At 44.1% G+C, this 24,709-nt stretch carries 18 protein-coding genes; 2 read left to right on the forward strand and 16 right to left on the reverse strand.

What is annotated here, in order from left to right; translation table 11 throughout:
• Window positions 1-8: 8 nt before the first annotated feature.
• Both FLA_RS18315 and FLA_RS18320 read left to right on the forward strand, forming a co-directional pair.
• The gene (locus FLA_RS18315; RefSeq protein WP_076378757.1) at window positions 9-1,448 is read left to right on the forward strand and encodes a M6 family metalloprotease domain-containing protein; all 1,440 of its coding nucleotides are present in this window, start codon (window positions 9-11) and stop codon (window positions 1,446-1,448) included.
• Window positions 1,449-1,450: 2 nt separating this feature from the next.
• Window positions 1,451-1,741 (forward strand): hypothetical protein, encoded by a 291-nt coding sequence (locus tag FLA_RS18320; protein ID WP_076378759.1) that lies wholly within the window; start codon window positions 1,451-1,453, stop codon window positions 1,739-1,741.
• Window positions 1,742-1,776: 35 nt separating this feature from the next.
• Here the strand turns inward: FLA_RS18320 and FLA_RS18325 are convergent, their stop codons facing one another.
• The 16 genes from FLA_RS18325 to FLA_RS18405 form a co-directional block, all read right to left on the reverse strand.
• Complete coding sequence (locus tag FLA_RS18325; protein WP_076378761.1) at window positions 1,777-2,418, reverse strand: hypothetical protein; 642 nt, start codon at window positions 2,416-2,418, stop codon at window positions 1,777-1,779.
• Window positions 2,419-2,460: 42 nt separating this feature from the next.
• The gene (locus FLA_RS31220) at window positions 2,461-3,132 is read right to left on the reverse strand and encodes a hypothetical protein (protein ID WP_076378763.1); all 672 of its coding nucleotides are present in this window, start codon (window positions 3,130-3,132) and stop codon (window positions 2,461-2,463) included.
• Between the two features lie 322 nt (window positions 3,133-3,454).
• Window positions 3,455-4,912, reverse strand: coding sequence for an AAA family ATPase (locus FLA_RS18335; protein ID WP_096511148.1), 1,458 nt, complete (start codon window positions 4,910-4,912; stop codon window positions 3,455-3,457).
• Window positions 4,913-5,097: 185 nt separating this feature from the next.
• Window positions 5,098-5,460, reverse strand: coding sequence for a hypothetical protein (locus tag FLA_RS18340; protein ID WP_076378767.1), 363 nt, complete (start codon window positions 5,458-5,460; stop codon window positions 5,098-5,100).
• Window positions 5,461-5,473: 13 nt separating this feature from the next.
• On the reverse strand, window positions 5,474-9,211 hold the full coding sequence (locus tag FLA_RS18345; RefSeq protein WP_076378769.1) for a hypothetical protein: 3,738 nt from the start codon (window positions 9,209-9,211) through the stop codon (window positions 5,474-5,476).
• 366 nt (window positions 9,212-9,577) lie between these two features.
• Window positions 9,578-10,252, reverse strand: coding sequence for a hypothetical protein (locus FLA_RS18355; protein WP_076378773.1), 675 nt, complete (start codon window positions 10,250-10,252; stop codon window positions 9,578-9,580).
• 9 nt (window positions 10,253-10,261) lie between these two features.
• A complete protein-coding gene (locus FLA_RS18360) occupies window positions 10,262-14,785 on the reverse strand; it encodes a DUF6443 domain-containing protein (protein ID WP_144264022.1) in 4,524 nt (1,507 codons plus the stop codon).
• Between the two features lie 212 nt (window positions 14,786-14,997).
• Window positions 14,998-16,050, reverse strand: coding sequence for a hypothetical protein (locus FLA_RS18365; RefSeq protein WP_076378777.1), 1,053 nt, complete (start codon window positions 16,048-16,050; stop codon window positions 14,998-15,000).
• Window positions 16,051-16,103: 53 nt separating this feature from the next.
• Complete coding sequence (locus tag FLA_RS18370) at window positions 16,104-16,640, reverse strand: hypothetical protein (protein ID WP_076378779.1); 537 nt, start codon at window positions 16,638-16,640, stop codon at window positions 16,104-16,106.
• Window positions 16,641-16,656: 16 nt separating this feature from the next.
• On the reverse strand, window positions 16,657-17,052 hold the full coding sequence (locus tag FLA_RS18375; RefSeq protein WP_076378781.1) for a hypothetical protein: 396 nt from the start codon (window positions 17,050-17,052) through the stop codon (window positions 16,657-16,659).
• 69 nt (window positions 17,053-17,121) lie between these two features.
• Window positions 17,122-17,898 carry an RMD1 family protein gene (locus tag FLA_RS18380; protein WP_076379333.1) on the reverse strand — a complete coding sequence of 259 codons (777 nt, stop codon included), beginning with the start codon at window positions 17,896-17,898 and terminating at the stop codon, window positions 17,122-17,124.
• A gap of 110 nt (window positions 17,899-18,008) precedes the next feature.
• Window positions 18,009-19,190: an MFS transporter gene (locus FLA_RS18385; protein WP_076378783.1), complete on the reverse strand. Its 1,182-nt coding sequence runs from the start codon at window positions 19,188-19,190 to the stop codon at window positions 18,009-18,011.
• 84 nt (window positions 19,191-19,274) lie between these two features.
• Window positions 19,275-19,910, reverse strand: coding sequence for a FadR/GntR family transcriptional regulator (locus tag FLA_RS18390; RefSeq protein ID WP_076378785.1), 636 nt, complete (start codon window positions 19,908-19,910; stop codon window positions 19,275-19,277).
• Between the two features lie 124 nt (window positions 19,911-20,034).
• A complete protein-coding gene (locus tag FLA_RS18395) occupies window positions 20,035-21,177 on the reverse strand; it encodes a vWA domain-containing protein (RefSeq protein ID WP_076378787.1) in 1,143 nt (380 codons plus the stop codon).
• 19 nt (window positions 21,178-21,196) lie between these two features.
• On the reverse strand, window positions 21,197-23,569 hold the full coding sequence (locus tag FLA_RS18400; protein ID WP_076378789.1) for a DUF5682 family protein: 2,373 nt from the start codon (window positions 23,567-23,569) through the stop codon (window positions 21,197-21,199).
• A 43-nt stretch (window positions 23,570-23,612) separates the two neighbouring features.
• Complete coding sequence (locus FLA_RS18405) at window positions 23,613-24,686, reverse strand: ATP-binding protein (RefSeq protein WP_076378791.1); 1,074 nt, start codon at window positions 24,684-24,686, stop codon at window positions 23,613-23,615.
• Between the last annotated feature and the right edge of the window lie 23 nt (window positions 24,687-24,709).

Genomic DNA, 24,709 nt, shown 5'->3' on the forward strand with positions numbered 1-24,709 from the left:
CCAATACTATGAAAAAGAAAAACACCACCCCTGTATGGAGTAATCTCCATGCTATTTACACCGCCGCAGCCGCCAGTAACGATGGGCAACGCTGCATGATAGCCCCCAGCCCCGAAGTAAAACTGCAACTGAAAAAAGAACTGAAACGATTGAAAGATCTTTCTGCCAATCAAACGCTTAGCAATTTGCTAAGTCCCCGCCAGAAAAAGCGCGTAGGTTTAAACGACGGACTGATTATGCCCGGCAAAGTGTTCCCTTTAGGTACCTCGGCCGAGGCTGTGCGTAAAAATGCGGTGCAACGACAGCTGTTACGCGGCGCCTTGCGTGTGGTGGTAGTGCTGGTAGAGTTTAGTGATAAAAAGCTGAGCTACGATAAACAACATTATGAAGACCTGTTTTTTAGCACCGGCGTGGTGCCTACCGGCAGCGTAAACGAATATTACCAGGAAGTGAGCGGCGGCATTATTTCCATTGAAGGCGCGGTGGAAGGCCCCTATACCCTGCCCCAGCCGCTAAGAGCGTATGCCAACAATGCCAGCGGTTTAAGCGACAACGAGCCCAATGCCCGCACCATGGCGCAGGATGCGGCTAAAGCCGCCAATAATAGTGTAGACTTTTCATTATACGATAATGACCATGATGGTTATGTAGATGCCTTTGTGGTGATACATGCCGGCTCCGGCGCAGAAGAAACCACCAGCAAGGGCGATATCTGGAGCCATAAATGGGTATTACCCGATGAATACAATGCCGATGACACCAAAATATACGGCTACCTCACCGTGCCCGAGGATTGCAAACTGGGTGTGTGCGCCCATGAGCTGGGACACCTGCTGTTTGGCTTCCCCGATTTATACGACAGCGATTATGATAGCAGCGGCATTGGCAACTGGTGCCTGATGGCTGCCGGCAGTTGGAACAACCGCGGCGATACCCCCGCCCATCCCTGCGCCTGGTGTAAGATGCAGCAGGACTGGGTGACCGTGGAGAACCAGACTGTGAACCAAACCGGTGTGTACATCGCCCCCGTGGCGGAAGACCGGAAGATATACCGCCTGTGGAAAGACGGTGGCCCTGGTAATGAATACTTTCTGCTGGAAAACCGTCAACAGGAGAAATATGACCAGTACCTGCCCGCCAGCGGCTTGCTGATATGGCATATAGACGATGATATAGCCGATAACGACAATTATCGGCATTATAAGGTAGCCTTGATGCAGGCGGATGGCAAGAACGACCTGGAAAGCGGCAACAACGAAGGCGACGCAGGAGACTGCTGGCCAGGCAGTTCGGGCAATAGTGATTTTAGCAGCACTACCACGCCTTCCTCCGTATCGTACGGCAACCTGGACACGTATGTACAGGTAACCCATATTCAACAGGAAAATGGCCATATAACTGCCGATTTGAGTGTAACTTCGGACAACGAAATTGCACCAGACTGTTAAATATGATCAGTATTATTCCCAACCGCACCCTGGTAACAGGGAACATACAAGCGCTATGGCCCAGCGAGGACAAAGCGGATTTTTGCGTGCTGGAACTGATACCCTCTTCGTTAGATGCCGTAGACAGCTTTGTGAATTTACTGGACGGGCAGGAGCCCGGTTTATTGCACATTCAGATAGCCCGGCAGGTACAGGAACAATATCATTTACAGGCTGGTATGAAAATAGCTTGCCAGGTGCGTAAAGCGCCTGGCAAGTTGTTTGTGATTCCGGATTCTATTGAGGTGGAGTGAAGAACTGGAAGCGGCATTATATTCCTCGTGACTACTTACAGGCCCAAATTAAACTCCTGACCAGTTCTGGTATTTACAAGGAAAAAAGATCCATTTTTTTGCCACGCACCATCAAAATGGATGGTATCGATATAAAAATCGTTAACCTCCATTGATTGTAAATAAGTTCGCTGCTTTTCAATTCCGTTTTCTGCGATTACAAAATAGAATGTATACTCTCTCTCTTTAGGATTTACTATTACAGCGCCAATTATTTCTTTCTTTTTCTTATTAGAAGAAACCCAATAAGGGATATCCACAATGAAGTTTGCCCGGAGAATCTCTGATTTAATCTGCTCTAATACTTCAACACTGAAACGACTATCATTGTTAGCCAGCTTAAGCATTGCCTCATGTATCACATTCAGGCGAAAAATACTTCTTTCCACCTCTTCCAAACTATCAAAAGGTTTTTGAAACGGCATGCGAACATTCATTCCAATTTCCCCCTTGATACCTGTATCCAGAAAAAGACCCTCATTTAAATCATCATCAATGTGGTTGATAACGATAAACGAATAATATTCAAGCTGTAACTTTTGTAAATAATAAGTATAAATATAACCAACATAATAGCTATATGGTATCCCTATACTATTATCTACCAAAGAGTTCAGCCGTAAAAATTCAATTTCCATAAAATAAATCTATTAAAAAGGAAGCACATGGCCAGGTAGCGATTAATACACCTCTTCCTCTTTTAACTGAATACCAGCAAGTGCAATCAGCTTCAGGCAACAGTTTTTAAAATCCTGGTCTTTCGCACTTTCCGGCGACCAGCGGGATACTACATAGTACTGCCCGTTTGTCTTTCCCTCTAATATCCATTCGGCTCCGTCCTTTCCACTATCGTCTTTAACAGCAACCTTCAGGCTTCGGCCTCCCATTGCATCTACCAGCTGTGTAAATTGGTTCCATTCCTTGTGATCCAGTGTGAAACAGGTATCTGTTAACAGCCTTGCAGAAGGATCTTCTACCGGACCACTGAATACTTTATATGCCAGAGTAACACATACTTTATTCTTCATGAGTCTTATAGAAACGAGCGGATGAAAAGATCGTAACCATGTAAACCGAAATACCTCTATACTATCCGGATATGCGAAAAGAACAGGCTCGTGCAAAGTAAACAGCACTGTTGAGTACCAGGCATTCTGATATTCCGCAGCACGTACGGCCCAGGCACCTGTATCAGATACAAATACCTTTGCCGGAAAATACAGTGTGACGGAATCTTTAGGAATATAATCAGCGTTAACAGTACAGCACCTTACCGCTTCCGGTTGATACGGTGAGCAGGACCATACTATCGCCCCCCAAATACTAAACAACACTATGAATACTAAACGCATGTCAGTGCATTTTTGAACTGGTAGTTGTTATTTCAGCCTCTCTTACCAATTATACACAACGCTGGATTGTCAAAAATTAGTAGCTAATTTTCCGGAAGAAGCCAATGGAACCAGCGGCGTATTCACACCTGCTACCAGATCATTCACATATGCCCCACCTTTGCACCACCAAAGCCCAGCACAGCAACTGTTCCGGTACCTGCTGTAGCATTAAATTCAGATTAAATCAACATTCATTCAAATCCTTACGCATTTCGCTCTAAGATTCAGGAGTACCTGTTCGCCTGTTCAAACCAGATTGGAGAAGGAAAGAAAGGTGATATTATAAGGTATACCCCAGCCTGAACTTAATAGCCTGCGGTTGCGGCTTTTGGCTATAGCTTAAGAAATCCCATAGCAATTGCATGTTACCCTGTTTTTTACCAACCTTATACTTTTTGGTAAGTCCCAGTAACCCGCTTTTTTGCCAGGCATCGAGATTGTTCAATTCTTCTATTTTGCCAAAGCTTTGCAGGTAGTTGAGCTCGTAACCACCTGTTAGCCAAAAACTCCCTTTGGCTTTAATGTCTATATAAGAACGAAGGCTTACCCCTTCGCTGGTGAATTTAATGTTGTTGATAGGCTTACCCCATCCCAGTTTATAGCTGGCGCCTACCCCTATTACTTTGTTATCGGTTAATTTATATCCCAGCGATAAGCCAATATCACTAATGGAAGGCAGCAGGTTGCTGCTTTTTTGCGTTTGGATATTGATGCCATATTCCAGGCGCTGTAAAAAGCTTTTTGTTTTTTGTCCGTTAGGCTTAAATCCTTCCGGCATAGCTGCATCGCTGCTGCTGCCGCCTGCTTTGTTGATTTTTGCTTTCAGGTCGTCCAGCTGGCCCTGCGCCTGGGTAATTTGTGACTGTAACGGGTTGCCGCCACCCGCTGTGCCGGATGCTGCCGTGCCTAAACGATCGCTGATTTGCTGGGAAATTTGAGAACGGGTTTGTAAACCGGCCAGTGCCCCTTCCATAGTACTACCGGATGAGCCGGAGGGAAACATGCGCGCCAGGTAACTGTTTTGCTTAATAAAGCTTTTGAAAGCAGGTAGCTCGCGTAAAGTGGCCAGGGCTTTTTCTTCCAGTTTCTCTTTGTTATTGACTAATGATTTATACTCCTGCAGCTGCTGCTGGTAGTAATACGCTTCTTTATTAATTCCTGTAAGCTGACTGCCCATATTGAATTTAGGCAACTGGTTGGTTAACTGCTGCTGGCGTTCTTTTACGAAGGCTTTTATATCGTTGGCTTGTTGTAATTGGCTTTGCAGGTTTTTCAGTTTTTCACTCACTTCCTTTACCTGCGCCACCTTGTCGGCTGGTAAACCAGGTATTTGATCCTTTGCCTGCTCTAAAAAACGCATAGAGTTTTGCATAGTGTCCAACCCCGGAATGTATTCCTTCAACGGATTCTTATTAGCAGAATTGGCAGTAGCCTGTAGTTTGGCTTCCAGTTTCTTGTATTTTTCCTGCGACTGCTGCAGCATTTGTTTTGCAGCCACGCTATCCTTTCCTGATAACTCCTTTTGCAGTTTTGCTTCCTTTTTCTTCATCCGGGTCAGGATACCCGTATTTTGTTGTTGGAGCTTTTTGCCCAGGCTGGCGTATTTAGACTCTAACTTATTTAATTGAGAAAGGCTCAGTTTATCGTAAGACTGGCTGATTTGCTGTAACGAAGAATCGGATTGAGCAGCTACTGGAGATACAGAACAAAACACCCATGCCAGGACTATTGCCATCATGCAACAAAAAGATTGGAAAGCAGTGATACTTTGCGACATGGTATTGTTCTTTTGGGGAATGGATTGAGCTGCAAGATAGCGCTTCTTTGAAAAATAGAAAATGGGCTTTTACCACAATGGTGTAAAATGCCATCCTTCCTACCTGGGCCTACCCTTGCTAACGTCAGAAAAATGTTAGTCTACGGTCAGCCAGCTCTTTTTTGTTTAAAAGCCGCTTTCCTTCTCTCTGTTTCAGCCAGATATCCCTGATATTGGTCTGTTGTAAAAATCAGCTGCAACGTGGCTTCGTAAGCAGCCCGTGATTCTTTAATCAGCTGAATGCGTGATGCCGCATTGGGAACTACATGTTTTACACTATCTGTAAAGTTGAGATGTTTTTTGGTAAACGCCTCTACTGCTAATGCCTGCTGATTATTCAGTTTTAATAAAGCAGTCAATGCCACACCCTCACCATGGGCTATGCTATCAACGGGCATAGAAGGTACATTTTGCGATCTGCCCTCATTTATTATTAACAAGAAAAACAATACCGGTATAATCTGTTTCATGAAATACTATTGATTAGTTTACGATAACATAAGCCGCATTGGCATTGAGGTAATATTTCACATTACAAAAAACATTGCTACTATTCAGATAACTCAGATAATTTGTATATCCATCAAACAGATAGTCCATTTCATTGTTACACTCTCTTGTATAGTTTACTGTACCTGTACAAGAGTTTTCACTTCTGAAAGAAACAGTGAGCCCGTTAACAGCATATGGCTGGGTGCAGGCGGCATCTGAATAAAACCGTATAATGATCTCCCCTGTTGTGGTTTGCTGATAATCGTAATACTCTTCATTTTCAATATATATTTTGGCATACACCACCGGAAGCGGGCAAGCTGTAACATTCTCATCCACTACCTCCCATTTTTTATTCCCATATTCATCGGAACATTTATTAATATTTTGGTATTCCCGCTCGCGAAGTCCGTTGTTGTTGTTATTCGCATCTTTCTTACATCGTAAAGGAGTAGATGTAACTGCCCAGTCGCTGGCTGAAGCACAGGCAGTAGCAGAGTATCCGATATATTCCCAATAGGTTTGATTATAGGTTGAGCTGGCCGCATTTATATCTTTCAGCTCCCGTTCCTGTATATAAGAATTTAAAGCGGTATTATATACACAAGGCCGGCACCTTACCACACCTGTTGCCTGGTAATTGGCATTGGAATTATCCACCGATCCATAGTTATAAGCGAACACCTTTTCTATATTATTCTTATCATCTTTAATCATATGAAGCCTTCCCATCCCATCATGTTCAAACAACTTCACCTGGTTATTTTCATTCGTTTCAGAACTCATATTTACTAAAGGATCGTAAGTGTAGGTTTTCATCATGGATTGCTGTGGGGCAAAGCGTACATCATCCACCTGACCACTCAGAGATATGGTATAGGCACCGTTGCTTACTGTTATATTTTGAGAACTTAACTGCCAGTTTCCTGACACATACAACCAGTAGGAAAGTACATATTTGCCATTGGAAAGACCTGTCAGCGACTGCTGAAAACCATTCAGTTTACTTTTCTTTCCGGTTCTTGCCGTGGTAGAATACCCCTCCTGCAGCTCTTCAAACCCGGTATAGAATATGTTACCATAGCTACTATTCACAACATCAGCTACAGGAAAATAATTACTATACCCCCATAAGAAGGCGTGAGTTACCTTGTCCTTTCCGGTATATTCCAGCAACTGTGCATTCTCTCCATATTTAGAGAAAACAGCTTCCTCTTCATAAGCATTCATTGCAGAAAACTGATAATTATTCCCGCTTTTACTAATACCCGCCAGTAAAGAAGCCGTATACGATATAGGAGATGCAATGCTTAACCGTTGCTTTTTCACAGGAACCACTATTTCTTTACCGGGATCTTCTGCATGCAAATCGGCATACCTGGTAAGCGATGCGGCAATGATTTTATCAGTTCCATCCTTTGTTTTTATAGAGTAAGCTTCCACCGGAGCATTATAACGGTGTTTTTCGTACATCCGCTTAATAGCCAGAGAGGCCTCGTCAAATACATCCGTACCGGCAGCTCCTGCAAAAGAAGCAGCATAATCCGGCACAAAGCGGGCGCGTTTAGTTAACACTTGTCCATCACTTACATTTGTTATTTCACCGGTTTGCAGCAGATGCGTAGGTGCCGGATAATAAGTGGCAGAGTTTAATAACCCATTAAATCCTTTATAAGAGGCAGGAATGCCATCATATTCATATTTAGAAGACATAACCTGCGACCTGTATTCGTCTGTTCCCGGAATTAAATCATGCGAATAAGTAGTCTCCTTTTTTTCTACTGGGAATAAATAGCCGGTATAGAAATAGTAATAACGCAAATACTCGCTGTTACCTATTTTGTAATCTCTGGCTGCATCCCCTAAGTTAATAATCGTCCTGTAATAGGCATTATAGGTATAATCCACCTGCTTAACGAGAAAATCGTTTTTATCAAGATATTTTTCAGTGTAAGGCTTTCCTATATCCAGTAATGTATAACGGTAAATAAGAGGATACAGATTGGACTGATCAATCACTGCCGTAGCATTATCAGTGGCATAATACGATTCTACCCTGCTACCATCTGCCAGCTGTTCTGTCACTTTTTCATAAATAGAATAATTCCCAGACAACTCACCCCCATAATTAGTAGGATTAGAAAAGGCTATATATCTCTGAAAGAAAAAATCATCGGAGTCATAATAAAAAGTGCCTTCCCAAGCATATGAGTTTTGGTTAATCGGTAAGTCATACGACTGTGCGTATAAAGGTTCACCACCTATTATATGCTCCTGGGTATAAGTATATTCCTTCAATACAGCTTCCTCAAAACGTTGTGCCCGCGTAATTAATCTTTTAATTCGTAATCCAGGACCTGTATTATTATCGAATTCAAATATCGTATAGCCGCCGGCCGGAAACATTACTTCATCCAGCGCATAAGCCTTCTTTAATTCTGTATTTACTTCCCGTTTAGCCAAATTATTACAATTGTTACCGTAAATGCTATAGTTGCCAATCAGGCATTTATTGCTGCTCTGCCCATTGTAAAAGCCCCAATGATCCTGACCCGTAGACAACTTGTTAGGTAACTGGCTAACTGAATTATGCTTATTATAGTAAAATTTATAAGGAGGCAGTGTTGTGCCGTCGGCCCCCACCTCCTGCAACTCATCCAGTCTTAACCTTTTTTGCAGATAAGATGCCACTACATATGCACTACCATTCAGTGAGCTATAGTTATCTGTGCTGATAAAATAACTGGTAGTGAACCGGAAAGACTTAATGACCGAGTTCACTGTTTTATCTGTAATGGAGATGTTATCCAATGCGCTGGCATGTAAACTACCCGATGGACAATCCTCCCTTAACGCAGTTTGGTAATTAAAATTAATTTCACAAAGATCAGAAGCTATTTTCTTTATTACATATCCATCAAAATTGGTGTAGCTTCCTGGTATCGAGCATTCTGCACAAGTTGCCCCTCCGGCTAATATTACTGCTTTACTGGTAGGCGTTAGATTACTGTTTTGGAACAAGGAAGTTGCGGTATACTCAAAAGTAATCACTCTATTATTAGGTGTGATAATTTTATATAAGTGCCAGGCAACAGGTATTAAATCCACATTGCTTCCATCACCATAAGTTCTGGAGTAATCTTTCAAACCATTTCCAAAAAAATACTTAGCACCATCAGGCGTAGTAATTGTAAATCCCTCCCCGATATTACCACTTTCCACTAAAAGATCCTGTTCCGGGATTAATTGAACACGCCGTTGCTTGTCAAATAAAAACTTACCAGAATAGCCATTAAAACTGAAAGAGTAAATGTCAGGCTCCAGATCTACACCTGCCGTATTTAGCTGCCTATCGAACTGTGGAACAATAGGTGCAAAACCTTTATTATAATAGTAACCATATTCATCTGCCCCTCCCCCTCTTACCGCCCTTGCGATAAAACCATCAGCCTGAAGGCTCCATCCAAGACCAACAGAACCTGCCGCTTCTCCCACTTTAATTCCGCCTGCATGATAAGATAATAATACAGGAACGGTTACCCCGTCCGCCTTCATGGAATACAATGGAATTTGCACACCAGGAATACCTGTGGCTTTATCAACCGGAACATCAATAAATTTGGTAATGGCGGCCACTTCCGGGTTTTGAAAGGTGGGTTGGCTATTTACCCTTTGAAAAACACTTGCAATGCAGCATAACAATAGAACAATACAATCTTTCCTTAACATACATAAAGGATAAAAGGGTTGTGAATTTTTTACGTAAATGCATAACGAATCAAGCCAATATATACAAGCCATAAGCATAGAAACACCAATGCAATGATCCTATCGAATCGACACCTATTCATTTTATAAAGAACAATGATAATTATTGGAAACAGAAACAAAGTAGCGAAGAATGACTCACCCCTTCTATCTAAAAAATCCGGGTAAGGAAGAATAATCTCCCAACCCAAAAGTACTGCCCCTTTTATTACTATATATGAAAACAAGGCACCCAACAGCAAACAAATTATATATACGACACAAGCAATATTTTTTTTCATATAACTTACAAAATAAAAACATCCTTTTCTTGAGAAACATTTATAACTATAATGACTTCAAAACCTCTTTTGCTTTATTAAATAACCGGAACCATTTCGCATTTAGATTATCCTTATAGAATATACTTTTTTCATCAGTAAAAAAGCTCTTAGCAACATTAATCAACTTAGAAACACTTCCTGATTGTAGATATAAATAATACTGGGTTTCATGAAAAACGATTGCACCTTCATAACGAAATGAGCTGTCTTTTCTTATCTCACCACTGTAAACAAGCGGCATCACATACTCCTGATTAATTATCCTGGAGTTTTGTTTATAATAATCGAACAGTTCTGAAGCAAAAGCAGTTGTGGTTTCTTCAAACTCACAATTATTAATCAAGCGCTTTGCAAAAAAAGAGCCTCCATACGCCCATAAGATATAAGCTTTTTTTACAAACGGAGCCCCACAACTATCCCTTGCAACAATGCCAGGATAAGTTTCTACCCAACAGGCAAAGGTATCGACCCCTCTCTCTCTCAATTTCTCAAGTCCCGCTTTAAGGTTTACAACCTTTAGATGATACAAAGCTGAAATAGCACTATCCCCTGACGTATTTTTTACGTCACCGTTTTTTATCATTTCTTTCAGAATCTCTTCTTTACTCAAACTTCTTTGCGCCTGCGTCAATGAAGTGAATAAAACAAAACTGTAAAAAAAAAGTAGTTTTAATTTCATGTTTCTCGTTTATTGAGCAGGCTTTTTGGCCTCCTTGGTTTCATCAATTAAAGCATCTGATATTTTATAGGCTTCCTCTTCACCAGCCTGAGCATTTCCTTTCTGTAATGACGCATTCACATTTTTATTGGTAGTATGTTCAATTTCATGGCCAAACACAATAGCCAATAGTTCTATAAAAGTAATGTCTTTATTAATTTTTCTATTTCCGATCTGCTCACTTCCTTTTTCTCCAACTTTTTTCAATGTAGCATCTACTGAATTGGCATATAACGTTAATGTAGCTGTTGCCACTTCGGCACTTTTACCATCTGAGCTTTTAAAAAATTTTGGCACCGTTAATCCCATAACAATATTCCCCTCATCATCCACCTGGGTTTCTGATTTTTTATCTAATAAAACTGTGATCTTCTGAGTTGAATTTACCAACTTTTCAAATTGCTCAGCTCCGGTTTTAGTAGATCTTAGTTGTTCGCCCAGCCTTTTATCATTACCAGTCGCATATTCAGTGTAAGCGCCATTTTCATAAATTTTATTCCCGTTAGCATCAAGCCACTCTTTTCCATTTATGTCAACCATTTTAACAGGGTTATTGGCAACATAGTTATAGGGCGTCCAAGCTACATATTTATCTGATTTAGAATCGATAACCGACCATCTTCCGGTCTGCTGATCAAGCATCCTGGCCCCAAAATCATATATTTCTAATCCACTACCATCGCTAAACTCCTGATCCTGTTTTTCTTTCCCGGTAATGCCATAACGATTAAGCAATATACCGGCTGCTTTAGCACTGATCCCCTTCATTGTTAAACCAAAAGGATAATAATGCGTTTCTTCCACCAGAGACCCGTGCTGCAACATTACCTGCAGGTTATCAAAATACACATCTACTGCGCTGCCATTGCTACAATATACATAAATATAGCCACTGGTATCAACGGGTATATTTTGCATGGCAGCAACATTAAAATGATTTTTTAACCCTCCGGTATCCTGTACCTGTGAATAACCGCCTGATACATACCGGAACTGCTCATCGAAAAACATATAGTTAATAAATGCTTTAGGTGCTGCGGTACCACTGTTTTGATCACTTACCAGATCCCGCATACCTGCTACATTGGCATTAACACCGTTTACCTGGCTGGCGGTTACACCATGTGCACCGCCTACACCGGCCGGGCCACCCAGCAAGCCTGTGAAGATGACCAACGGATCTAACTGTGAACTTCCATCGTTACTGTTACTCCAGCTGGCATCTTTCCAGAAAGAACGGCCAAACACATTCACAGTATCACCTGCCATTACTTTTAAAGTAATACCCAGGCCCGTTTTAACCCCATTAGCACCATTCAATTTATACATTTTGGTACTGATGGCATCGGTATTGATATACTTATTAGGATTAGGAATGCCATTATTGTTTGCATACTCATTTGATGGAACAGTACCATAAGTACTTTTTAAAGCGAACGGTGTTGGCTTAATGTTGGCCGTATCAATATCATAATAAGTACTTTCCAGCTTAAGCCCATCGCTATTCGCTTCTCCCTCCAGGGTTGCAGCGGGATATATATCTGTTTTCTTTTCCTCCGTTAACACCACCCGCACATTGCCCAGATGATCTTTTAAAAACCAATCGAATGTGTAGCCGGTAAGTGTGCTGTCATCAGGGTTGCGCAAAGGACGAATACGCCCTTCTTCGTGAGCAGCGTATTGCAACACATTATTTTCATAAACAAAGCCTCCTGCATAAGAAGTAATGGCTGTTTTATTACCTTTGCCGGCAGTATCGGCATTTTCAGCCACACGCTTTTCCAGTTTATTGCCTGTTGCATCATAAATGTAGGTGATGACACCTTTTACCCCATTGGCATATTCAGGAGCATACACTTTAATCTTATAGGGCAAATTGAGATAATTGTATTCTATACCCGCACTATCTGAGGTGCCAATATCTTTATTATAGTCTTTTACCAGGTTACCATTAACATCGTAGTAATAATCTGTGATAGCATCATAACTGGTAGCATTGGCTTTGAGGCTTTTATTCGGGCTGTTTTTGGAAGTACGAAAATCGCCCAGCTTAGTGCCTTCCTCATTAGCACGATCCACTACGTTTTGAAGCTTATTGCTATTACCGCTATTCAGATAAGTATATTTCAGATTGTCAATAACAGTACTACCTCCGCCCTTCCAGCCCATGTGCTTCATCGACAGAATATTACCATTGGCATCATAAGTGGAATCTGATGCAATACCATTCCCCATCTGCATACTGAAATCCAAACCGTTCTCATTGGTCCAGCTATCACTTCCGCTTTGTTGTGTAAAGCAGCCATACAACAGCCTGTTCACCGCATCATATCCATAACCATAACTACGGCTTTTACCAGATCCACGCGTATACCAGCGCATACCGGCGATATTGCCGTTGTATTGATTTTGGTCGTAGCCCCAATCGTAGCTAAGGTCCATGGCAAACCAAGGATTGTTATGAATTGTTGCCCAGTTAATACCTTTTAACCAGCCACGCACATTATAACTGAACTCCTGGGTTTCAGGACCCAGTACTTTTTGTTGTAATTGCCCCTGATTGTTGTAAGTACTGCTGGCTATTACCTGAGTAGTGCTGGCATCGTCGTTCAATGTTTTGCGAATCTGTGTTATACGTCCGGCCTGATCATAATCCATTTCGGTATACATCCGGTTGGTGCTAATATCAGCTGAAGAAACAGTATGCACCTGGTAAGTACTAATTACCTTACCCGCAAAGTCGAACCTGCTGGTAACCACCTCCTGACCACCTTTATAGTTATCGCTGTTCACCTGCACCATACGACCTTTATCATCATAATAATGCGCCGTTTCCAGCCAACTACCCTGGGTTAAATCTGCTGCATTTTCTATTACACGAACACGGGACCCCGTTGCGATTCCTTTAGTAGCCACACTATTGATCGCAGGCAATAGCTCTCCATACACATTGGCCCCTATGCCCAGCTTACTATTATCAACAGCAGTATAGGCATGTGCAGGCGTCCAGCTGTAATCATCATAAAATGAATACGTGAGCGGAATAAAGGTTCCGTTAGCAGGCACTGCATAGGCGCTTAATTCCTGACTACTTCCAAAAGTTTTGATAGTATCAGTTACAATTTCTGCTGTAAATTCTGCTGCATCACCACTTACAAATTCAGGCAAAAACAGCACACTGTTGGTGGCTTCGTAATCCACACCTACTGTCCAGCTGTTTACCTGTAAATTGGCCTGGGTAGAACTGGTATAGCTTCCTGTACCCGGAACAGTGGTTACACCATCCGCAATCCCCTCTACAAACGTTTGCAGGGTTGCCCGTGTGCCCTGGTAGCCCGTTAACATAGCCGTTTGGGCAGGGCGATTCAAGGCATCATAAAAAGTAGCCATCCACCATTTTTTACCCGCGCGCAAACCTGCATCCTGAGTATATACCAAACGGTCTCTTTGATCATACACCATATATACCCAACCAGCGCCAGGAATTTTTTTAGCTATGATACGCTGCCGTTTATCGTATTCGTAGTGGAAACACAATTCATCTGCCACTGTTTGTTTATTATTAAAACTCCAGTTATTACCCCGCACCTGCTGTACGGCTTTAGGAGACATCACAAAACGAAGCTGCCCCATATCGTCATATACATAATAAGTACACAACCAATCGTTGTATGCGCTGGAAGAGGGGGTTTCTTTTTCCTGTACTTTCTTCAATACGATATGACCTTCTTTGTCTTTATATTCTATTACCTGGTGGTTATTTTCGTCTGTTGTTACTGTTTTTGACAATTCCCCGACTGCATACACGCCGGCAGATTGCGGGATATTGAATACAGGATTGGCATCTGCATCATCCGGTAAAGCATTAAAACATATAGACCATAGGCGTACACTGTCATCTGTAGTATTTACCAGGTATTGTGTTTGGATACCACGGCTGCTACCCACCCAATTGTTACCAGGAGACATTGTTTTTTCAACCCGGCTTAAAGGAGAGGCCTCGTAATTCACCTGCGTGTAAAAATATTTTTCACCAGGATACAATTGCTGTAGTACACCGGTGCCGGAATAGATGCTTGCCGGAAAAGGGTCTGGCTTAAAATTACCATCGCTGCCGCTGGCATAAGGCATGTATTTATATTTCTCCCGCCCCAATTCATCATATACTACCGGGGTTACCAGGTCGAGTTCGCCCGGTGCCGCCTTCCAGCTCACAGTTTGTATGTGACGGCCCAAACCATCCACATATTGTGTTACCCTGTTCACCTCTTTTACAAGGGAATTGCCCACCACTTCCGTTTCAGAAGCAAAAGGCTTTAACGGTTGCCAGGTGCGCACATAATTTACTGGTGTAGCTGCCGGGTAAGCTGCTGGCAAAGCAGCCAATGTAGCACTACCCTGTTCCGGGGCGGTTGCCACCTTGGGTTTATTCACCTGCTGTGCAACTATATTCGTTGCAGCCACTGTCATTATCAATAAAGAGATAATTTTCATGTTCGTAACTACAGGTTGATTATTGGTCAGCTATATTTGGAGTAAAGCAGATAAGTAAAAACATCACCAATCTCATATGGTGATACATGGTTTTACGGGCTAAAAGAAATTTCGACATGGCATGTTATTTTAAGAGGACCGGGTTTGAAAAGCAATTTAACAGTTTTTCAGGAAGCTTACAATTGAATTTCACACAGAGTTTCTAATATGGTTTACTTTATCATCGACTTAGCCCGTATTAACGAAACCCCTCCATCATAGAATGATACCAAAAAATGATTTAGAAAAAGCATTTCCGTTAGATCTGCATTAATATTAAAATCACCTCTCATAGTAAAACCTCTATCTACCTCATTATAGTCCAACGCAATTCTTTTAAGAATGTTTGTAAGATTTGAGCCATTTGCCAGATAAGTGTTTTTACCCCTTAATACAAATGAATGAGTAATTAAATTCAACGCCTCCTTTGAATCATCCAACACCCACTTCTTTCTGCCAGAAAGCAAGTCTGCCAACTCTTTTTGCAAGGAATCCCTGCTTGTAAAAGCCGGGTTAAAAGCGTGTATATGATCTTCAAAGTCAATCTTTGTTATCACTAACCTTACCGGTTCTCCCTGGATAATGGCCGGTATAGCCAGGTAACAGTTATGGATTCTATAACTGTTGTTATATACAGCTTTCGCCATCAATTCTATAGAATCAGCATTGGCAACAAGGGGGACCTTTTCAACAATACCACTATTACCCGCTCTTTTCACTAACTTTCTTCCATTTTTAGTGTATACCAGAAAATGATACTTAAACAATGCTTCCACCACATAATCATCATTTTCATATTGCTTATTGAGTATAAAAAAAGAACCAGCATCACTGTACTCCAATAGCATCTCGTGCAAAAAGCGACTTTTGGTTGCTGTATCCTGCTTTAATAAGTAAGGATTATCCCAATGTAACAAACGGTAGTCGCTTACACCCAATACATATGCTGTAGCTGTAGAGAAAAAGCATTTCTTTTTACCAGACAGGATATCACTTAATTCCTTTTTTATTGAATCCGTATTTTCATATTTACGGTTTATCCGCGTCATATAACCTGAAAATACAGTTTTAGTGATAAGCAACCTCTCTGGCTTTTTATCTATCCAAACTGGCACCACCAGGTTCACATTGGCACTGTCACTGCTATAAACAGCATCAACAAGCTGCTTACCCGGAGAAGCTACCGGCACATAACCTATCAATAGTGATAGCAGTATATTTATCATATTTACAGATTAATGATTACAATACCTTATCTGGTTACTTTCTATTTTCTACATCAAAGTTCTACATTCAAATCAGACAGAAAGCACTCCATTAACCTTTTTCTTACCAGCTCTATACTCTTGCCATCACCCATTACCTGCACTACTGCTGCTTTCCCTAATTTCCTGACAAAATAATCCACCAACATATCCACCCTTATTTTTTGTAAATCCAGAAGCGGGTTATCAGTTGGCCGGAAAACCTGTTTACTGATAAGGATTCTTTTTTTGCTTACTATCCGTACCGTATCCTTATCATTCATGGGGAAGACTCGTTCCGGTGGATATTGCCAGGAAGGCATTTCGCTTTTGATAACGGTATCCAGCAAGAGGTAAGAAGATCGCTTTTGTTTTTGCAATTTGTATCGTCCTTCATAGAGGAAACGATAACAACCGGTTTCATCACTGATGCTAAAACAAGAATCGTTGATAAGCTGGAATTTTACTTCCTGCTCTTTAAATGGCTCAATGAAATAATAGCAACTGCTCGTATTCTTACGCGCGCCACAGGAAACAAACACCACCAGCAACAACAAAATCAGCTTTTTCAAAATTCAGCCTCTATTATTACTTATTTTCTCCGTACTTATAATCAGCATAAAGCTCTATCCAATAATTGAAATTCAATATGCAATACAGCACTAACAACCCTACAGATCGCCACTGAATGTGGGGTGTAGCTAATTCCAACTGCCCTATTCTTACAAAAAAGGAACCTGTTATTGTATGGGCGTATATTTCAATGATGCTCAATGAAGAAAGTACCAGAATAATAGCAGTAGCCAACAGACCATAAGCCATCTTCTTAATATATAATAACAGGTTAACACCAATCAGTAGTAACGCTGCCCATTGCCCTATGGCAGGCTCTTTATCAGTAGTGGCAATTACCACCCAGGCATATAAATGAATGATAACAATAATAACAAACGGAATGTACCGGAACAGGGTCTTTTTATTCATGGAGTGCGGGTTGTTTATAAGAAACAGAAGCTAAATGCGCAGACTATCGGGTGTAAGGATAAGGATTTACTAAAACAGTTTTTCAATAAACAAATTCAACACCTCCACCATAATCAATATAATGATCACCCATTCCAGCCGGGTGCTGTTGCGGTGCTGTAAGATGTCTTTAAACAGATCGAGGTTTTCTTTTACGATGGCCAGGCCTTCCAGGATGGTTCGGAAACGATCCTTTAAATCGAAGGTGCGTTTGAGACCCACATCCAGCTTGTTGAGGTCTTCATCTTCCCAGGTTTCGTCGGGCGAGTCGAAGATATACAGGTTGGCGGTGATGCGGTTTTTGATGTTAAGCGTGCGGCCGATGTATTTTTTGAGGTTGCCGCCGGATAAGCCCAAGCTGCCCTTTTGCTCCAGAATTTGCGTGTGGTAGTTGGTTTCTTCGAGCAGGATATTGGTAAGCTGCGAATAGTGATCCAGAGCTACTGATTGCGATACGTTGAGCATGATAAGGCGCAGTACATTGGCGTCGATACCCGGCAGTTCTATTTTATTGTACCCCAGTTTATAGCGACTGGCGGTAACGTCTATTTCAAAATCTTCGGTCAAACGATCTGCCAGTTTGTTTTTGCAGTAGGGGTTGATCACTTCAATAAAATGAGCGATCTGTAGCTCGTTGTAATTAAAAAAGCTAACGATGCCGAATTTGAACACGTAAATAAACGCATCCGCATCGGTTTTGTAAAACAGTTCATCCGAATCGGAGTACAGGAGTTCGGGGGTGAAAACAGTTTTGAAGGCTTTAATATCTATACTGTCAGCTATCTGAAAGGAGGATACTTTGTGCATATAACCCATTCTATGGGCTAAATATACGAAAAGGGCGAAGCATATGCCCCGCCCTTTTTATGTTAACTTATTGATCCTTCTTAAAATAGTCAGTCCAAGGTTATATATCCCTACTTCTTCTTACCCTCAATATCCGGCAAAAAGCCTGTAATAATACCAATCAACGGCAAAAACGCACAGATCTTAAACACGTAGAACATATTGGTGTGATCGGCTAATCTGCCCAGCAAGGCGCTGCCTAAGCCTCCCATACCAAAAGCAAAACCGAAGAACAATCCGGCTATCATACCTACTTTACCCGGCACCAGTTCGGTAGCATATACCAGGATGGCGGAGAAAGCAGAAGAAATAATGATACCGATAATTACCGACAGCGCACCAGTCCAGAACAGGTTGGCATAAGGCAGCAGGAGGGTAAACGGCGCAGCGCCCAGGATAGAGATCCAGATAATGTATTTACGGCCAAAACGATCGCCCAGTGGTCCGCCCAGTAAAGTGCCTGCGGCTACAGAAGCCAGGAACACGAACAGGTACATTTGCGACTGTTGCACGGTTAAATGGAATTTATCGATGAGGTAGAAAGTGAAGTAGCTGGTCATACTGGCCATGTAGAAATACTTGGAAAAGATCAATACCAGCAGGATGCCCAGCGATGCGATCACCCTGTTTTTAGTGAGGTTGGGATTGAGCACTACCGTGGAAGCTGCTTTGTTCACTTTCTCCTGCAAATGCGCTTTGTACCATACGCCAATGCGCCACAGGATGATCATGCCCAGTACAGCCGATACCGCAAACCAGCTGATATAAGTTTGCCCGTGTGGAATAACAATTAACGCAGCCAGCAAGGGACCGATAGCCGAACCGGCATTACCGCCCAGCTGGAAGATAGATTGCGCCAGTCCTTTTTTACCCCCCGAAGCCAGGTGTGCCACGCGGGACGACTCGGGATGGAAAATAGACGAACCGGTACCGATTAAACTTACCGATAACAGGATGGCGGTAAAGCTGCCTGCCTGCGATAAACACAGCAATCCTGCCAGTGTAAAGGCCATGCCTATAGCCAGTGAATAGGGTTTGGGATGCTTATCGGTATATATTCCCACAAACGGCTGCAATAAAGAAGCGGTTAACTGGAAGGTGAAGGTGATTAACCCGATTTGTGTAAAGTTGAGATGAAAATTGGTTTTCAATAGCGGATATACAGCAGGGATAACGGCCTGCATCATATCGTTGAGCAAATGACCAAAGCTAATAGTGAATAGAATGGCGAAGACTGTTTGGGTTTGTTTCATTAAGAGATGTTTAAAAAAGAAATTAATCAGATCATCAGATGATTGCTATCTATAAAAAAGCAACTTGCGTTGCCTGGTTGACGGTTATAATTTAGACGCCCAGTGTACGGCTTTTTTGGGGTCTTTATCTATGATACATTGCAGCAAGTGCTCGTGTATAGGATTGGTGGTGATAAAAATTTCGGCATCCTTATAGGATAAGAATTGCTGCTGCATATGGCTGGTGAAAGACTTATACAAATCGGCCAGGATATCATTTTTACAGGCTTCGGCTACAGCGATGTGAAATTGAATATCGGCTTCCACGCTTTCGGCTAACAAGCCGGCTTCAGCCATTTGTAACCGCTTGTGGAGGTGGCGGGTCATTTTTTTAATATCGGCTTCGGTGCGTTTCAGTGCTGCCTTTTCTACAATCTTTAATTCCAGCAGTTGCCTTACCTCACTGATATCTTCTTTGCTGGAGCGTTTGAGGCGCTGGGATAAAGGTTCTTTTACCCCGGAGGCATCGGCTACAAAAGTGCCTACCCCCTGCTGCACCCGTAAATAGCCGGAGTTGACCAGCAGCTTGATGGCCTCGCGGATGGAAGAACGGCCCACGCCAAATGTTTTCATCAGCTCGGGCTCGATAGGCAACTGTTCGTTTACCTTAAACTTACCAGCTGCTATTTGCTGTTGCAGGCTTTCTGCTACTTCGTCTGCCAGTGATTTCCGGGTGATCATTCTCTCAAAAAATTACTTCATCATATCATCAGATGAATTACAAAAGTAAAATGGCGGCCTATAGCCGCCAAAACTTTTTTAAGGGGGACCTCCCCTGGTTGCACACCCGGAAGCCCCACTTTGCTTATTTCTTTAACACAATATCCTGCCTGGATGCCCAACCGGCAATATCCTGCTTGCTTAACGCAGCGGCCATGAGATCGGGAAACAGATCGGGTGTGCAGGCAAACACCGGCACGCCCAGGTTGGTAAGGAATTGCGCATTATCATGGTCGTAAGAAGGGGCGCCTTCATCGTTCAATGCCAGCAGCACGATGAGTTGCACACCGGCATCGGTGAGTTCCTGCGCGCGTTTGCGCAGGTGCGCGGGATTGCCTCCTTCGTACAGGTCAGTGATCAAGATCAACACCGTATCCAACGGACGGGTGATCACCTGCTGGCAATACGTTAATGCCAGCTGTATATCCGTGCCTCCACCCAGCTGTACGCCAAACAGCAGTTCTACCGGATCGGTGAGCTCTTCGGTAAGGTCTGCCACCATGGTATCAAACACGATCATTTTGGTGTTGACAGCGGGAATGCTGGCCATAACACTGCCAAAGATGCCGGAGTACACCACCGAGGTACCCATAGAGCCGCTTTGATCTAAACACAGCACTACATCTTTTAATGCGGTGCGCCGGCGGCCATAGCCAATGCGGGTTTCGGGGATGATGGTTTTATAAGCGGGCTGGTAATGTTTGAGGTTTTTAAGGATGGTAGTGTGCCAGTTGATTTCGTTGTGACGCGGGCGAGTGTTGCGCACGCTGCGGTTTAAGCTACCTGTTACGGCCTGCTGCATGGGCTGCGCCAGTTTGCGCAACAGCTCATCCACCACCTTACGCACCACCTGGCGGGCAGTGTCTTTGGTTTTATCGGGGATAACGCCGCGCAGGCTCATTAAGGTGGCTACCAGGTGCACATCGGCTTCTACCTGTTCCAGCATTTCTTTTTCCAGCAACATTTGCGTAAGGTTAAGCCGTTGCAGAGCATCCTGCTGCATTACCTGCACTACGGTGTTGGGAAAAAAGCTGCGGATATCGCCCAGCCAGCGGCTTACGTTGGGCGAGGAAGCGCCCAGTCCGCCCTTCTTTTCACTATCGTATAAAGCAGACAGCGCGTCATCTATCTGCTGGTCTTGTTTACCCAGCTGCTGAGAGGTGCCATCGTTATCGCCCCCGCCCAGTATTAAGCGCCATTTGCGTATATGTTGTTCTTCCGGTGTCATTGCTTGCCTGATTTTACTGTTACTGCGTATAGCCCAATAACTGCCCTATTACCGGCAGCCCTTGTGCAGCGCGTTGTTCGTGAATCAACTGCGGACCTTGCCTGGCCGTAACGCCTGCATCGCCCTGTTTTACCTTTTCGCCCAGCTTTCTTCTTTCCGGGGCTGTGAAGCCCGAAAAGGTGCGGCGCAATAAGGGCAGCACCTGTACAAAAGCTTCTTCGTTGAGCTGCTGTACCCAGTTGTTAACCACCTGCCATAAAGTGGCATCTACCAGCAACAAGGTGCCGCTGCCTTTTAAAAAGCCTTCGAGCCAGGCGGCCGCTAAACCGGGTGATAACGACGGAGACACAGCGCTGTAAAAAGCTTTTACCAGTTCCTCCCCTTCGAGTAGTTTGTAATCGGCCAGCAGGCGCGTGCTGTAACCGGCCAGTACCGGGCTGCTGCTATAGCTGCCGGCAATGCGTTGTAAGGTTTGCTGCCATTGCTGTGTGCTATCGCCCTGCTGCAGGATGTTGATGGCATTGTTCATTTCAAGGAACAGGTTCAGCAACTGCTGTGCTGCATCATCGGCAATGCCGGTGCAGGCGCCGGGTAAGCTGATGCAGATACGCGTGATCATTTCGGTAACAATACCGGCTACCAATGCCGCATCTGTTTTGCGTACGTTGCCATAGCGACTTACCGATACCAGTGGTGTTAGCACCTGCATCAGCTGCATGACATCGGCTGTGGCCGCAGAAAGATTGCTTACCCGGTGTATGAGCTTTTCTACGGCCTGTGGCAATTCTGCCGGCAGGGCATCTTCCAGCAGGTTACACAACTCCCGCAAAGAGCCGGCATCGGCCGCCAGGTGCTGCACGTAGGCAGCTGCGGCCGCTTCTACTGTGTTGCCCCATACCCCTTTATCAATAATTTCAATGGCAAAAGAAGGGTTCCATTGCAAACGCCATTGTTCTTTAAACGTACCCTTGCCACTGACTTCGGAACGCTTGCCCCACTGAATATCCAGCACCTGCAGGCGATGCAGGAATATGCTCCGCTCCAGGTCGTTTTCTTTACGCAGGTCGAGCGTATAGTCTTTCCAGTCGGCCCCGGCGGGCAGGCGTAGTTTCTTCTGCCATTTTTCTATATCCGCCTGCAAAGGTGGTTTGGGAATAGCAGCAGGCACAGCGCCCAGCACATTGCTTACAATCAGCTCGTCGTGTATCAGCTGCATCAGCATGGCATCGCCATTGCATACGACACTTAACGTGGCTTCGTTCAGCTCTTCCAGTCCGGGCCTGGGTAATTCGCGCAGGGCGGCCAGGCTTTGTGCCAGGCGCACCGATTCGATGATATGCGCTACCGAAGTATCCATCTGCTTTTGACGAAACAGCTGCGCCACTTTGGCCATCCAGCGGCTGCCATCATCGTGGGGGTATTGCCAGATATGCTGGTACCAGCCGGGGCTTTCAATACCCGCCCCATAACCACTGTAGTAGCTCAGGCGGCTGTAGGTCCACGGAATCCAGGTGCATTCTGTTTTTACTTTAGGCAGGCCTTTGAGTAATTCATTATCTTCTTTGGCAGCAGGCATGCTGGTTAACGCAGGCACGTGCCAGGCGCCACATATCACTGCCACCTCTGTATACATTTCTTTTTGCGCCTGACGGATGATCTTGCGCATCCAGGCTTCGCGCAAAAGCTCGTTGGTATCACGTTCGGGCGGTGCTGCTTCGCGTGCGGCGTGCATGGCTTCGCTTACAGCTTCAAATACCTGCTCGTTATTGGTGCGGTATTCAAACATATGCTCCCACCAGCGATCGGAGTTATTGTAACCGGCCACTGCACTGAGTTCCATCAAAGGATGCAGGGCCATCAGGGCTTCTTCCGGGGTTTCGGCCACTGCCGGTATGGGTGCAGCAGCTGGCGCCTGTTCATTCACCGTAACAGGTTCATTGGCCTGTACAGGCGACACGCCCCCTTCGGGTTGTGGCTGTAGCGCCTGTACATCCGCCGGATCGGGTCGGGCGCCTGGTACCGCATCCAATGGCGGTTCTGCTCCTACCAGTTTTGCTTTATCTTCTACCTGTTGCTGCAAGGCAAACACATGGTACACCGGCATATCCATAAACCTGACGGGGATATTGTTTTGCCGTGCATATTGTATGGCCTGCCATTCGGGCGAGAACGTAGCAAAGGGATAGAACACCGACCGTTGCAGGTTATCGCTTTGATATACCAATATGGCTACCGGTGGCTGAAACGCTTCGTTACCCACCCAGCTGAGTATGTCATCGGCTTCGGGCGGACCTTCTACCAACACTATATCGGGCTTCGTAGCTTCCAGGAATGCTTTTACATTGCTGGCGCTACCGGGGCCGTGGTGTCGTATTCCTAATACATGAACCATTTTTGAAAACAGTTGAAAGTGTGAGTGGTAAGTTGGGAAAGATTTACTGCTTACAAGCCCTGTAAATATCCTTCCAATCTTCCCTTGTTTTCACTACGGTTTCCAGGTATTCCTGCCATATCACCTGGTCTTGCACCGGGTCTTTGATAATAGCGCCGGTAATACCTGCTGCCAGGTCTTCGGCTGTTAAACGTCCATCGCCAAAGTAACCGGCCATAGCCATACCGTTGTTGACTACAGAGATAGCTTCGGCAGTGCTTAAAGTACCGGACGGTGATTTTATTTTGGTTTTACCATCCAGTGTAAGGCCACTACGCAGTTCGCGGAAGATGGTAACAATACGGCGTATCTCTTGCAGGGCTGGTTTTTCGGCCGGCACTTCCATTACTTTTTCAAAGCTTTCTACGCGGCGGCGTACAATATCAATTTCTTCGTCAATATTATCCGGCACCGGTAATATCACCGTGTTGAAACGGCGCTTCAAGGCGCTGGACAAATCGTTCACTCCTTTATCGCGGTTGTTGGCAGTGGCAATGACATTAAAGCCGCGCACGGCCTGCACTTCTATATTGAGTTCGGGAACCGGTAATGATTTTTCGGAGAGGATGGTAATGAGTGTATCCTGCACATCGGCACCAATACGGGTGAGCTCTTCAATACGTACAATTTTCCCTTCTTTCATGGCGCGCATTACCGGTGTTTCTACCAATGCTTTTTCGCTGGGACCTTCGGCTAATAAACGGGCGTAGTTCCATCCATAGCGGATAGATTCTTCGCTGGTGCCGGCGGTGCCTTGTATAATCAGGCCGCTGTTACCACTGATGGCAGCAGCCAGGTGTTCGCTTACCCAGCTTTTGGCAGTACCGGGCAAACCGTACAGCAGCAGGGCCCTGTCGGTAGTAAGCGTAGCCACGGCTATTTCCATTAAACGGCGGTTGCCGATGTATTTAGGCGTTACTTCAAAACCATTTTTAAGCTTACCGCCTACCAGGTAGGTAACCACCGATTGCGGTGATAATGTCCAGTTAGCGGGCAGTTTGCCACTATCCTGCTTTTTCAGTTCTTCCAGTTCCAATGCGTATAAGTCTTCTGCGTGACCACGTAGTACCTGTGACATATAAGAGTTCGTTTATAGTGGAT

Origin of the sequence: Filimonas lacunae (genome assembly GCF_002355595.1) — a bacterium.
In the GTDB taxonomy this organism is placed as follows: Bacteria; Bacteroidota; Bacteroidia; order Chitinophagales; family Chitinophagaceae; genus Filimonas; species Filimonas lacunae.